We start from the raw sequence: 13,247 nt of genomic DNA on the forward strand, positions 1-13,247 counted from the left end.
GAAGCGTCGCGGATCGCCATTCACGGTAATCCCCGAAAAGCGCCCGGTCTGTGCGCTGACGAACACCCGGATGACCGTGCAAAGGATCGATCTGTTCGGCTCCGTACAGACCGGCGAGCCGCCTGCGCTTACAAAGGTTGACCCGGAAGCCGCAGCAAGGCTTCCCCTCACCCGCTCACGGAGAAGACCATGTCCAAGATTCCTTCCATGTCCCCCAGCTGGGATACCTCTTCGTTTGGCCACCCGGCGGACATTTCGTTGCGGGAGCGCTCGGCGCTGGGCGATCACCTGGCCCATTGCGGCGCCCAGCATGGGCCCTTGCAGACCTTGCGCAACGGCGCCGACGAACTCCAGGGCCTGCTGGCCGGGCGCGTGATCACTTCGGCGGTGGTGCTCACCCTGCTGTTCGGCGGCTCCTGGCTCATGCTGTAAGTGGCCGCAGCGAGCCTGCAAGCGCAATGGGCCTGGGTACCGCAGAAAATCGAGCGCATGCTGGACGCCGCCCGCGGCGTCGCGCTCGAACCGATCCGCTCGGAGCTTTTTGGTGTTGCACGTTTTGAACAACACGGTCGCAGCCTGGGCGTGTCGCACCGGGCCGGGCGCGCGGGCTTTGGCCAGGCCACGTTCTACCCGCGCCTGCAGAGCAACATCCGCAGCCTGCGGGCGGCCTACCAGTACATCGCGGTCGAGGCCCACGATGGCCACGACATCAGCCCCGCGGCCGAATGGCTGTTTGACAACTTCCACCTGATCGAAAGCCAGCTGCGGGAAATCCGCGAAGGCCTGCCGGCGCGTTATTACCGTTCGCTGCCGGTGCTGCAGGAGCCGCCGCTGGTGGGGTTGCCGCGCATCTACGGCGTGGCCTGGGCCTATGTCGCGCACACCGACAGCGCCTTTGACGAAAGCCTGCTGGTCCACTTTCTCGACGCCTACCAGGACGCGCGCGAACTCAGCCAGGGCGAACTGTGGGCATTGCCCACCACGCTGCGCGTGGTGCTGGTGGAAAACCTGCGCCGCCTGGCCGACCGCATCGCCAGCCACAAGGCCGCGCACGACTTCGCCAGCCTGTGTGCCAGCCGCATCGAAGAACTGTCGCTGGACGCGGTCACGTCGATGCACGGGCTCATGGAGCAGCGCGGGGTGGGCGATGTCTTCCTGTCGCACCTGGCGCAAAGCCTGGTGGGACACACCACCGCTGGCGACTCGCCCGTGGCGCAGGTGCGCCGGTGGTTGCTGGGCGTGGTGCCCGACCTGGCCGTGCTGCAGGCCCAGCACCACGCGGCCCAGGCCGCCGATCACCTGAGCGTGGGCAACGCCGTGACCGCGCTGCGCCTGATTGGCGCGGCCGACTGGCCCGGCATCGTGGCGCGCACCAGCCGTGTGGTCCGCGTGATGCTGCGTTCGCCGGTGTTCGAAGCCGAAGACGACGCCACGCGCGACACCACGCTGCACGGCATCGAGCGCCTGTCCACCCAGAGCGGGCAGGGTGAGGCCGCCGTGGCCCAGGTGCTGCTGGCGCTGATGGACGGCGCCAGCGGCCCCGCCGCGCTGGCCGGCCACTGGCTGCGCGGCGAAGGCCGCGCCACGCTGGAGCAGGCGCTCGGCCTGAAACACCGCGTGGCGGGTCTGTGGCGCTCGTTCGCCGGGTTCTCGCGCACGCCCGCTTACCTCGGCGCCATGCTGGCCGGCACGCTGCTGCTGGTGGCGGTGCTGCTGCACCGGCCCGACTGGCTGGCCGCGGGCTGGCCGGTCCAGCTCGGCAGCGTGCTGGTGGGTCTGGTGATGCTGCTGCCCGCGTCCGAAGCCGTGGTGGCGGTGGTCAACCGCCTGATCGGCGAGTCGGTGAAACCCGCGCACCTGCCGCGCCTGCTGCTGGCCGACGGCATTCCGCCGCAGGCGCGGGTGATGGTGGTGGTGCCGGCCCTGCTGAACCACCCGGCCGGTATCGCGCAGACGGTGCACCGGCTGCACCTGCACCACCTCGCCAACCCCGAAGCCCACGCCCAGTTCGCCCTGCTCAGCGACTGGTCCGATGCCGACACCGAACACCGACCCGAAGACCAGGCCCTGCTGTCCCACGCCCAGAGCCTCCTGACGGCGCTCAACGCGCGTTACCCGGTGGCGCCGGGCAGCCCGCCGCGTTTCCTGCTGCTGCACCGCGAGCGCAGCCCGAGCACCACGCAGGACCAGTGGCTGGGCTGGGAGCGCAAGCGCGGCAAGCTGGAGCAGCTCGTCGCCGCGCTGGCCACCGGCACAGCGGGACCGTTTCTGGAACTGGGTCCGCTCTCGCGCATGGCGCCGCACACGCGCTACCTCTTCACGCTCGACAGCGACACCCAGCTGCCGCCCGGGCGCCTGCGCAACCTGGTGGGCGTGGCCGAACACCCGGACAACCAGCCCCGGCTGGACGAGACCGGGCGGCGCGTGCTGCAGGGCTACGGCATCCTGCAGCCGCGCGTGGTGCCGCCGCTGGCGGGGGAGGGCAGGCGCACCGCCTGGCAGTGGCTGTTCGACGGCCAGGCCGGCATCGACCCCTACAGCGCCATGAGCACCGACGTCTACCAGGACCTGTTTGGCGAAGGCAGCTTCACCGGCAAGGGCCTGCTGCACGTGGCCACGCTGCACGCCGTGCTGGGCGATCGCCTGCCGACCGACCAGGTGCTCAGCCACGACCTGCTCGAAGGCGCCCTGGTGCGCTGCGCCGTGGTGACCGACGTGACCCTGATCGAGCCCGACCCCGACCACGCCGACGCCGCCGCCTCGCGCGGGCACCGATGGGCGCGCGGCGACTGGCAACTGCTGCCCTTCCTGCTGCGGTCGCGGTCGTGGCCACTGGGCGCCATCAACCGCTGGAAGCTCTTCGACAACCTGCGCCGCTCGCTGGTGGCACCGGCCTGCCTGCTGCTCATCGGCCTGGCCATGGCGGGGCTGGGCCTGTCGCTGCCCGCGGCGCTGGCGCTCACGCTGGCCGCGCACGCCGCCGGCCCGCTCATGGGCGCGCTGGCGGGCTGTGTGCCGCGCCACTGGCGCCTGCTGGGCCAGCGTTATGCGGTGGCCTCGGCGAAGGATCTGCTGCGCGCGCTGGGTGGCGGGCTCTGGCACCTGGCGCTGCTGCCGCAGCAGGCGCTGCTCGCGCTCGACGCCGTGCTGCGCACCCTGCACCGGCTGCTGGTGAGCCGCCGCCACCTGCTCGAATGGACCACCGCCGAAGCGGCTCAGGCGGGCCTGGGCACCGGCCTGCCAGCCACGCTGTGGCGCCACCGCGCCGCGCCGCTGGTCGCGCTGGTCCTGGCGGGTGGCCTGTGGCTGCTCACGCCGGCCCCCGGCGCACTGGCACTCACCGTGCTCGGGCTGTGGGCGCTGGCGCCGCTGCTGGTGTGGCTGGGCAACACCCCCTGGCAGCGCCGCCGCGCTGCGCTGGTGGCGGCCGACCGCGAACTGCTTGAAGGTGTGGCGCGCGACACCTGGCGACTCTTCGAGCGCTGCGTGGACGCCGACAACCACCACCTGCCGCCCGACAACCTGCAGACCGCGCCCTACGAGATGGTGGCGCACCGCACCTCGCCCACCAACATCGGCCTGTATCTGCTGAGCACCGCCTGCGCGCGCCAGTTCGGCTGGATCGGCACGCAGGACCTGCTGACGCGGCTGGAAGCCACGCTCGCCACCCTGCAGCAGATGGAGCGCCACCGCGGCCATTTCCTGAACTGGTACGACACCCGGACACTGCAGCCGCTGCCGCCGCGTTACGTGTCCACGGTGGACAGCGGCAACCTCTGTGCGCACCTGCTCGCCGTGGCCCAGGCCTGCACCGAGCTGGCCCGCGATCCACACGCCGCGCTGGCAGGTGCCGACGCACTGCGCCGGTCGCGCCAGCGGCTGCAGCCGCGCTTGGACCTGCTGCAGACCCTGCTGCACCGGCCCCTGTCGCAGACCGCCATTGGCCGGCTGCTGGAGACCGCCGCACCCGAACCCTGCGAGCCTGTGGCCTGCGCCGCCTTTCACACCCTGCTGCAGGAGGCCCGCCGCGAACTGGGTGGCCTGACCCAGGCGCGCCACCCGGCCATCGTCAGCCATGTCACCACACCGCAGGACGAACTGGTCTGGATGCTGGGCGACCACCTCGCCACGCTGCACTCCACCTGCCAGGACGCTGCCGTGGTGGGCGCGGGCAGTTGTGGGCGCGCCACGGGGCGCCTGCTGGACCTCGCCGCTGCGCTGGAGGCGCTGGCCTGGGCGCCGGACTTCCGCTTTCTCTACAACCCCAAACGCCACCTGCTGCACATCGGTTACCGCCTTGAAGAGCAGCAGCTCGATACCAGCTTCTACGACCTGCTGGCTTCCGAGTCGCGCAGCACCAGCCTGCTCGCCATCGCCAAGGGCGACCTGCCGGTGCGCCACTGGGCGGCGCTGGGCCGGCCGTTTTTCGCCAGCGGAAGGCGCGCCGTGCTGCGTTCCTGGTCGGGCTCGATGTTCGAGTACCTGATGCCCTCGCTGGTGGCCGCCGAGCCGCGCGGCAGTGCCCTGCGCGAAGCCGGGCGCTCGGCCCTGCAGGAGCAGATGGCCTTCGTGCACGGCACGGCCATGCCCTGGGGCATCTCCGAAAGCGCCTACGCCGGTCAGGACCACACCCTGGCCTACCAGTACGCGCCCCAGGGCGTGCCGCGCCTGGCCCTGCGCCGCACGCCGTTGGACGAACGCGTGATCGCGCCCTACGCCACCGTGCTCGCGACCCAGGTGGACCCGGGTCTGGCCTGCGACAACCTGCGGCGCCTCGGCGCGCTGTCGGCGCGCGGGCGCTACGGTTTCTTCGAGGCGCTGGACTACACCCCCGCGCGGCAGACCCACGGCGGGCGCTGCACCGTGGTCCACACCTTCATGGCGCACCACCAGGGCATGAGCCTGGTGGCGCTGGCCAACGTGCTGCGCGGTGGCGTGGCGCAGCGCTGGGGCATGGCGCATCCGCGCATGGAGGCGGTGGCTTCGCTGCTGCACGAGCGCGCGCCGCGCGAACTGCCCACCTTGCAGGCGCCGCTGCGGCTGCCGCTGCAGGCCTGGCAACGCCGCGCGCCGGACCACATCCGCACGCTCACCCCCGGCGCGCAGGCGCTGGAGCCCACACACCTGCTGGGCAACGGGCGCTACAGCGTCACGCTGCGCGCCAACGGCGCCGGCTGGAGCCGCTGGGGCCAGACCGGCATCACGCGCTGGCGCGACGACGCGCTGCGCGATGCCTGCGGCAGCTTCGTCTACCTGCGCCTGGATCAGTCCGACCCACCGGTGTCGGTCACCCGCCACCCCGCGCCCGACCCCCACGCAACCTACAGTTGCCGCTTCCACACCGACCGCGTGTGTTTCGATGCGGTCTGGAGCGAACTGCGGATCAACACCACGGTCTGGGTCAGCCCGGAAGACGATGTCGAGCTGCGCAAGGTGGTGCTGTTCAACCTGAGTGATCAGCCCATCGAGCTGGAGCTGATCTCGGCCTTCGATGTGACCCTGGCCAGCCACGCCGCCGACGAGGCGCACCCGGCGTTCTCCAACCTGTTCGTCAAGACCGACTGGCTGCCCGAGCAGCAGGCGCTGCGCTGCGTGCGCGCGCCGCGCCTGCAGACCGAAAAATCGATGCAGGCGGCACATTTTGTCGCCGACACCGAGGGCGAGGTGCTGGGGCTGCGCTGCCAGACCGACCGCCTGCGCTGGCTCGGCCGCCACCACACGCCGGCCCAGCCGCTGGCGCAGATGGACCCGGTGCCGCTGGAGGCCGGCCCGCTGGCCACCGGGCTGGACCCGGTGGCCGCGCTCGGCGTGCGCCTGCTGATCGCGCCGGGCGGGCAGGCCACGGTCACCTTCGCCACCGCCGCCAGCGACGATGCGGACACGCTGCGGGCCGTGATCGACAAGTACCGCCAGCCCAGCTATGTGGCGCGTTCCTCGGTGATGTCGGCCACGCTGGCCGGCATTTCGGCGGTGCCGCACCGCCCGCGCACCGACTACCTGCCCGCGCTGCACGCCCTGACCACCGCCCTGGTGCTGACGCTGCCCAGGCCGGACATGCCGCCGGCCGGCCCCACGAACCCATCATCGCACCGCAGCGACCGGCGCCTGCTCTGGCCGCTGGCGATCTCGGGCGACCGCCCGCTGCTGCTGGTGCACGCCGGGGCGTCACAGGGCCTGGGTCTGCTGCGCGTGCTGGCGCTGGTGTTGCGCGAGTGGTTGCGCGCCGGCGTGGCCTGCGATGTGGTGGTGCTCAGCCACGAGGCGCACTCGTACCACATGCCGCTGCAGCGCGAGCTCACCCTGCTGATCGAGCAGCACGCGGCCGACCTGCAGGCCCACCCCGGGCCCGCCGTGACCGGCCTGCACCTGTTGCGGGCCGACGAGCTGACGCCCGGACAGGTCACCACGCTGCGGCAGCTGGCGCGCGTGCAGCTGCAGGCGGACGGCCAGGCCCTGCTGCACCAGGTGCGCGGCTGGTGCGACCGCCACGAAACGCCGGTGGCGGGGCAGTGGGGCAGCGCGCGGGCGCTGTCCGACCCGGTGCCGCTGCGCCTGGGCGAGACCGCGGCCGCGCCGGCCGAAGGCGTGTTTTCGGACGACAGCGGCGCGTTCGCCTTTGAGGCGGGCGCCGCGCAGACGCCGCAGCGGCCCTGGTGCAACGTGCTGGCCAACCCCGGCTTCGGTGCGCTGGTGTCCGAGAGCGGCGGTGGCAACACCTGGGCGGGCAACAGCCGCCTGAACCAGCTCACCGCCTGGGCCAACGACCCCGTGGGCGATCCGCCGCCCGAATGTTTCCTGCTGCAGGACCGCCGCACGCGCGAGGTCTGGAGCCTGACCCCGTCGGCCTGGGCCGCCCAGGGCATCAGCTACCAGGTGGTGCATGGCCAGGGCGTTACCACCATCAGCCACCGGCACGGCTCGCTGGCCGTGTCGGTGAGCTGGTGCGTCGATGCCGACACCGCGGTCAAGCAGGTGCGCATCCGGCTGGTGAACCACGGCAGCGGCAAGGCCCACCTGCGCATCACCGGCCTGGTGGAGTGGATGATGGGCGAGAAGCGCAGCGACCGCGCCAGCCTGCTGTGCCAGCCGGATTTCGAGAGCCCGCCCGGCGCCGGCCTGATCGGGCTGCTCTGCACCCAGACCGAGACCGCGGGTGGTTTTGGCGAGGGCACCGCCTTCTTCTGCGAGTCGCAAGAGGGCGTGCACGACCCCGAAGGCCTGGACTGGACCTGCGACCGCCGCGCCTTCTTTGACCGGCAGGGCCAGCTGGTGCTGCCGAAGCGCCTGGGGCAGCGCAGCGGTCACGGGCTGGACCCGTGTGCCGCGATCTCCCGGCCGGTCACGCTGCGCCCCCGCGCGGCGCTCGACCAGGTCTTCCTGCTCGGCTACGCGCCCAGCCCGGAGGCGGCGCGTGCGCTCATGCGCCAGGCCACCGCCAGCAACGCCCGAGAGCGCGAACGCCGCACCCTGGCGCGCTGGGACACGCTGCTGGGCAGCACCCAGGTGAAGACGCCCGACCCGCTCTTTGACGCGCTGATCAACCGCTGGCTGCTCTACCAGACTGTGTCATCGCGCCTGTGGGCCAAGGCCGGTTTCTACCAGGCCGGCGGCGCCACCGGCTACCGCGACCAGCTGCAGGACGCGATGGCGCTGGTGGGGGCCGACCCCGCGATCCTGCGCGCGCAGATCGTGCTCTGTGCCTCGCGCCAGTTCGAGGCCGGCGACGTGCAGCACTGGTGGCACGCACCGGGCGGCGCTGGCGTGCGCACGCATTTCTCCGACGATCTGCTGTGGCTGCCCTACGCCACCACGCACTACCTGCAGGCCACCGGCGACAAGGCCCTGCTGGAAGAGCCTGTGCACTTTCTCGATGGCCCGCCGGTGCCCGAGGGCGCGGAAGACCGCTACGACACGCCCGGCATCAGCAACGAGGCCGCCAGCGTCTACGAACACGGCGCGCGTGCCATCGACCGCAGCCTGCCGGTGGGCGCCCACGGCCTGCCGCTGATGGGCACCGGCGACTGGAACGACGGCATGAACCGCGTCGGCAGCGAAGGGCGCGGCGAGTCGGTCTGGCTGGCGTGGTTCCTCTGCGTCATCGTGAGCGACTGGCTGCCGCTGGCGCGGGCTCGCGGCGAACGCGACCGGGCGCGCGCCTGGGAAGCCGCGCTGACCGGCTGGCGCGTTGCGCTGGGCAGCGAAGCCTGGGACGGCGCCTGGTTCAAGCGCGCCTTCTTTGACGACGGCAGCGCGCTGGGTTCGGCCACGCAGGCCGAGGCCCGCATCGACCTGATCGCGCAGGCCTGGAGCGTGCTCTCGGACCAGACCTCGCCCGAGCGCCTGCGCCTGGCGATGGACGCGGTGGAGGCCCATCTGGTGGACCCGGTGCATGGCCTGATCCGCCTGCTCGATCCGCCGCTGCAACACGCCAGCCCCAGCGCCGGTTACATCCAGGCCTACCCGCCCGGGGTGCGCGAAAACGGCGGGCAGTACGCCCATGCCGGCGTCTGGGCCCTGATGGCCGCGGCGAAGCTGGCGCTGCGGGAGCCGGGCAACATCGACGCCCGCAACACACCCTACCGCTACTTCACCTACCTGAGCCCGGCGCACCGCGCGGCGCACCCGCAGTGGGGCGCGTCTTATGGTGTGGAGCCCTATGTGATGGCGGCCGATGTCTACAGCGCGCCGCCCTTTGAAGGCCGCGGCGGCTGGAGCTGGTACACAGGCGCCGCGGGCTGGCTGCACCGCGCCGCGCTGGGCTCCATCCTGGGTCTGCAGATGGGCGCCGAAGACCTGTGCTTCACCCCTTGCCTGCCCACGCACTGGCCCCGCGCCGAGTTGACACTGGTGCGCAACGGGCACAGCATGCGTTTCGTGCTGGTGCGTGGCGAACCGCTGGCGGCACTGTCCAGCTGCGCCGACACCCATGCCCAGTTGCTGCACGTGGGTGAGTCCCTGCGCTGGACCGATCTGCCGCAAAACAGCTGTTTTGTCGTGCCGCTGCTGCCCGCCGCCTGACCGGCGAGCCGGGTGATCGGGTCCTGTCCGTGACAGGACCGGCTTTTGTGCGTCAGCGAACGGACACAGCCCCTTTCAGGGTGTACGCTATCGCACACACCCAGTTGCCGGGTTGACGTTCCGCGCAAGCTTTCACAACGGCCCGTACCGCGGCCGAAAGAGCATCCACAAGAGGGATATGAACGATGGATATTGAGCCGGACCAGTCCGCCAACCAATTGCTGGCTTCGTTGCCCGCATCCGAATGGCAACGCATGGGTCCGCTGCTGGAGGCGGTGGAACTGCCGCTGGGGCAGGTGCTCTACGAGTCCGGCAGCAAGATGAGCCACGTCTACTTCCCGATCAACGCCATCGTCTCGCTGCTCTACGTGATGGAAAACGGTGCCTCGGCCGAGATCGCCGTGGTGGGCCGCGAGGGGTTGGTCGGCATTGCGCTCTTCATGGGCGGCGAGACCACACCGAGCCGCGCCGTGGTGCAGAGCGCCGGCAAAGGCTACCGCCTGCGCGCGGCCGACATCAAGACCGAGTTCAACCGCTCCGGGCCGGTGCTGCACCTGCTGCTGCGCTACACCCAGGCGCTCATCACCCAGATGGCGCAGACGGCGGTGTGCAACCGCCACCATTCGCTGGACCAGCAGCTCTGCCGCTGGCTGCTGTTGAGCCTGGACCGCCTGGACGGCAACGAGCTGGTGATGACGCAGGAACTCATCGCCAACATGCTCGGCGTGCGCCGCGAGGGTGTCACCGAGGCCGCGCTCAATCTGCAGAAGATGGGCCTCATCCGCTACGCGCGGGGTCACATCACCGTGATGGACCGCGACGGGCTGGAAGGTCGCGTCTGCGAGTGTTATGCCGTGGTGAAAAAAGAATACGACCGCCTGCTGCCCCTGCGCCTCGCGGACTGAGCAGGGCGCTCGATCTGGGTGCGGTATCGCACAGACGCCGCCGGGTACCTGCCGTTACAAAGCCAGACGGATGGGCGCGTTTTGCGCGGATCCTGCACCAGGGCACCTGCCATGATCGAACTCGCGAACAAAGCCAAGCCTCCGGCGCCGAAGCCCCTCACGCTGGAGCCGCAGCAAGACGCCACGACCAGCGAAGGCGCACCCCCAGAGGGGGCGAAGCGTCCATCGCAACCGCCAGCGCCGGTGCGACCCACCTGGAGCCTGCCGCAGGCCGCCCCGGGCACGCCTGTGACACGGCGCCGCTGAAACGCAGCAGCCGGAGAGCGCACCGATGCAACACAAAGCCCGCTTGCGCACGCGCGATGCACTGGAACAGTTGCGGCTGGATCACGAGGTGATCCGCAAGCTGCTGCGCGAGTACGACAGCGTGCGTCTGGTCGAGGGCTGCGGCCCCGAGCAAAAAGCCGAGATCGTGGACCGGCTGTGCGAGGCGCTGAGCCTGAATGCGCAGATCGAGGAAGAAGTCTTTTACCCGGGGGTGCGCCCGGTGCTGGACTGCGACGCCCGCGCCCAGGCGGTCTTGTGGGACCGCACGGCGCTGCGCGGCCTGATCGCGCGGCTCGACGAAATGGACCCCGCCGATCCCGGCTACGACGCCATGGTCAACGACATCGGCGACTGTGTGCTGCCGCGCATGGACGAGGTGCGGGCGATCCTGTTTGTGGCGGTGCGCGGGGTGGGGGTGGACACCGCCTTGCTGGGCGAACAGATGGCCCGCTGGCGCCGCGCACAGCAACAGGATGTCACCCTGGTGGGCTTGCCGCCACCGCGGAAGTTGCCGGTGTCCGGCTGGCCGGCGGACTGCCATCTGACGCTGGCCTGAACCCCACACAAAAAACCCGCCAGCCGTGTTGCCACGGTGGCGGGCTTTTGTTCGCCTGGAACAGGGCTCAGCGGGTGCCGGTGACTTCCACCTCGACGCGGCGATCGGGCTGCAGGCAGCTGATCAGCGCGCTGCGCGCCTGGCTGTCCGGACAATCACCCGCCGCGGTCACGGGCTGGGTTTCGCTCTTGCCGACGGCGCTGATGCGGGTCGGGTCGATGTTGCCGTTGGTCACGAGGTAGTTCTTGACGGATTCGGCGCGCTCTTCGGACAGCGCCTGGTTGTAGGCCGTGGAACCCAGGCGGTCGGTGTGGCCTTCGACGCGGATCGACTGGTAGTTGGTGCCACTCAGCTGGTTGCTGAACTTGTCGAGTTCGACCCGGCCTTCAGGGCGCACGGTGGACTTGTCAAAGCCGAACAGCGTGTCGGCGGAGAAGCTCACGCGCTGGGGCACGGGCGCCATCACCACCGGTGCGGGCATCGGTGCCACGGCGACGGGCGCCGGCATCGGGGTGGGTGTCACATAGACCGGCGCCGCGGCCACGCGCTCGGGCGCACGGCCGAACGGGAACACCAGGCTGACCGAGGCCACGTCCACGTTGGCACGGCGGCCAACGGCGTCCTTGATGCGGTAGCGCTCCACATCGCCGCGGATCCAGAACGCGGGCGTCATCTCGTATTGCACGCCCAGGCCGACCTTGTAGTTGGAGTCGTTGTGCTTGCTGCTCGACGGGATGCCGGCACCGGCGCCGGTGCCGCTGAAGCGGTCCTTGGACCAGGCGTGCTGCGCGCCCACACGGGCCAGCGCGGAGAAGCGTTCGGTCAGCGGCAGGGTGCCGACCAGATCGAAGTTGAGGCCCTGGACCCGGGTCTCGCCGGACAGCGTGCCCGAGGGCGAGGTGGAGGCGCTGAAGCGGTTCTTGCCCAGATCGAAGAAGCCCGCTTCGAGGGCGATGTTGCGGTTGATCTGGTAGCCACCGAAGATCTTGAAGGCATTGCCTGTGTTGTCGGTGGCGACACCGGTGGTGTTGACGCCGGGCAGCAGCACACCGGTGGTGTGTGCGGGATCCATCTCGGTGCGGGACTGGCCGACCGAGCCGCCACCGTAGAAGTGGCTGGTGCTCTGCGCGTACGCAGAAGACGCCAGGAAGGTGGCCATGCCGGCGACGCCGAGCAGGTGGATAACAGTCAGTTTTTTCATGGGTTCTTTCTTGCGCCAGAGACGCATTGCGCGGATTGCACCCCCTGTTTTTAGGGGTCCGCACGAACAGCGTCGGTACGCTGACGAACATGTGCAGGAGCGCCACACCGCCGGTTCTTTTCCCCTTGTGTGCGCTGCCAGACAGTCAACAGCCCCATGGGCTCGCACACTGTTTTTCAATGCGCCGAGGACACACCGCGCCTTTCATGACACCGCCTCTCCCGGGTGGTGCTGAGCCACCAGGAACACCCCAAGCCCATGGCCCACGCCGACAACCTCCTGCTCCAGCAACTGCCGAAAGCCGACCGACGGCATCTGCTGGATCAGTGCGAACCTTTTGACCTGCAGTTGTCGTCCGAACTCAGCGTGCGCGGCGAGCCCTTGAGCCACGCGCACTTTCCGATCTCGGGCTTCATCTCGCTGGTGATCGATGTGGACGACTACCCGGCGCTCGAAGTGGGCATGGTGGGGCGTGAGTCCATGCTCGGTTCGGAGCTGGTGCTGGGGCTGGCGAAGACGCCCTGGCGGGCCCTGGTGCAGGGGGAGGGCAAGAGCTGGCGCATCGGCGCCGAGGCCTTGCGCGCGGAGATCGCGAGCAGCCTGCCGCTGCAGGAGGTGATGCAGTCCAGCCTGCTGGTGCGGCTGCACCAGCAGACCCTGGCATCGGCCTGCGAGCGTTTTCACGAGATCGGGCCACGCCTGGCGCGCTGGCTGCTGATGAGCCAGGACCGCGCGCAGGCCGACACTTTTCACGTCACGCAGGAGTTCATGGCGCTGATGCTGGGTGTGCGGCGCGTCGGGGTGACGGAGGCGGCCGGGTCGTTCCAGCAGAGTGGCTTCATCGCCTACCACCGCGGCGAGCTGCAGGTGCTCAACCGGGCGGGGCTGGAGGCCGAGGCCTGCAGCTGCTACGCCGCCGACAAACAGTTCCATGTGGAACTGACAGGACGAAAGCCGTGAACCACGGCACCGGGCTGCTGCCCGGGCCGGTGGTCTGCCGCAGGCGGGCAGCGTGTCGAGCGGGTTATTTCAACCAGCTGTCGTCAGCCCGGTCTTCCCAGTCCTTGAGCTGTTTTTCGGCCTCGTCCTTGGCAATGCCGTAACGCTCCTGGATCTTGCCAGCCAGCTGGTCGCGGTGACCGGCCACGACCTGCAGGTCGTCGTCGGTCAGCTTGCCCCATTGCTGCTGGGCCTTGCCGGTGAGTTGTTTCCAGTTGCCTTGAATGGTGTCCCAGTTCAT

Annotated in this window: 8 protein-coding genes; 6 read left to right on the forward strand and 2 right to left on the reverse strand. The window is 70.2% G+C overall.

Features of this window, described 5'->3' with window-relative positions; genetic code table 11:
* Positions 1-189 precede the first annotated feature (189 nt).
* The 5 genes from AC0GNO_RS05485 (at position 190) to AC0GNO_RS05505 (ending at position 10,806) form a co-directional block, all read left to right on the forward strand.
* Positions 190-432: a hypothetical protein gene (locus AC0GNO_RS05485; protein ID WP_472903239.1), complete on the forward strand. Its 243-nt coding sequence runs from the start codon at positions 190-192 to the stop codon at positions 430-432.
* A gap of 57 nt (positions 433-489) precedes the next feature.
* On the forward strand, positions 490-9,018 hold the full coding sequence (locus tag AC0GNO_RS05490) for a glycoside hydrolase family 94 protein (RefSeq protein WP_472903240.1): 8,529 nt from the start codon (positions 490-492) through the stop codon (positions 9,016-9,018).
* Between the two features lie 185 nt (positions 9,019-9,203).
* Positions 9,204-9,923: a Crp/Fnr family transcriptional regulator gene (locus AC0GNO_RS05495; RefSeq protein ID WP_472903241.1), complete on the forward strand. Its 720-nt coding sequence runs from the start codon at positions 9,204-9,206 to the stop codon at positions 9,921-9,923.
* Between the two features lie 111 nt (positions 9,924-10,034).
* Complete coding sequence (locus AC0GNO_RS05500; protein ID WP_472903242.1) at positions 10,035-10,229, forward strand: hypothetical protein; 195 nt, start codon at positions 10,035-10,037, stop codon at positions 10,227-10,229.
* A gap of 25 nt (positions 10,230-10,254) precedes the next feature.
* The gene (locus AC0GNO_RS05505; protein WP_472889641.1) at positions 10,255-10,806 is read left to right on the forward strand and encodes a hemerythrin domain-containing protein; all 552 of its coding nucleotides are present in this window, start codon (positions 10,255-10,257) and stop codon (positions 10,804-10,806) included.
* Between the two features lie 67 nt (positions 10,807-10,873).
* Here the strand turns inward: AC0GNO_RS05505 and AC0GNO_RS05510 are convergent, their stop codons facing one another.
* Entirely contained in the window at positions 10,874-12,007 is a 1,134-nt protein-coding gene (locus AC0GNO_RS05510) for an OmpA family protein (RefSeq protein ID WP_472903243.1), read from the reverse strand.
* Between the two features lie 258 nt (positions 12,008-12,265).
* Between AC0GNO_RS05510 and AC0GNO_RS05515 the strand changes: the two genes are divergently transcribed.
* The gene (locus AC0GNO_RS05515; protein WP_472903244.1) at positions 12,266-12,967 is read left to right on the forward strand and encodes a Crp/Fnr family transcriptional regulator; all 702 of its coding nucleotides are present in this window, start codon (positions 12,266-12,268) and stop codon (positions 12,965-12,967) included.
* 64 nt (positions 12,968-13,031) lie between these two features.
* Here AC0GNO_RS05515 and AC0GNO_RS05520 read toward each other — a convergent pair whose 3' ends face one another.
* Entirely contained in the window at positions 13,032-13,247 is a 216-nt protein-coding gene (locus AC0GNO_RS05520; protein WP_177136489.1) for a CsbD family protein, read from the reverse strand.

Source organism: Hydrogenophaga sp. L310, assembly GCF_055703065.1.

Coding starts and splice junctions, on each gene's coding strand:
- AC0GNO_RS05515 (WP_472903244.1), top strand. CDS start 12,266: ATGGCCCACGCCGACAACCTCCTGCTCCAGCAACTGCCGAAAGCCGAC.
- AC0GNO_RS05500 (WP_472903242.1), top strand. CDS start 10,035: ATGATCGAACTCGCGAACAAAGCCAAGCCTCCGGCGCCGAAGCCCCTC.
- AC0GNO_RS05510 (WP_472903243.1), bottom strand. CDS start 12,007: ATGAAAAAACTGACTGTTATCCACCTGCTCGGCGTCGCCGGCATGGCC.
- AC0GNO_RS05520 (WP_177136489.1), bottom strand. CDS start 13,247: ATGAACTGGGACACCATTCAAGGCAACTGGAAACAACTCACCGGCAAG.
- AC0GNO_RS05485 (WP_472903239.1), top strand. CDS start 190: ATGTCCAAGATTCCTTCCATGTCCCCCAGCTGGGATACCTCTTCGTTT.
- AC0GNO_RS05490 (WP_472903240.1), top strand. CDS start 490: ATGCTGGACGCCGCCCGCGGCGTCGCGCTCGAACCGATCCGCTCGGAG.
- AC0GNO_RS05495 (WP_472903241.1), top strand. CDS start 9,204: ATGGATATTGAGCCGGACCAGTCCGCCAACCAATTGCTGGCTTCGTTG.
- AC0GNO_RS05505 (WP_472889641.1), top strand. CDS start 10,255: ATGCAACACAAAGCCCGCTTGCGCACGCGCGATGCACTGGAACAGTTG.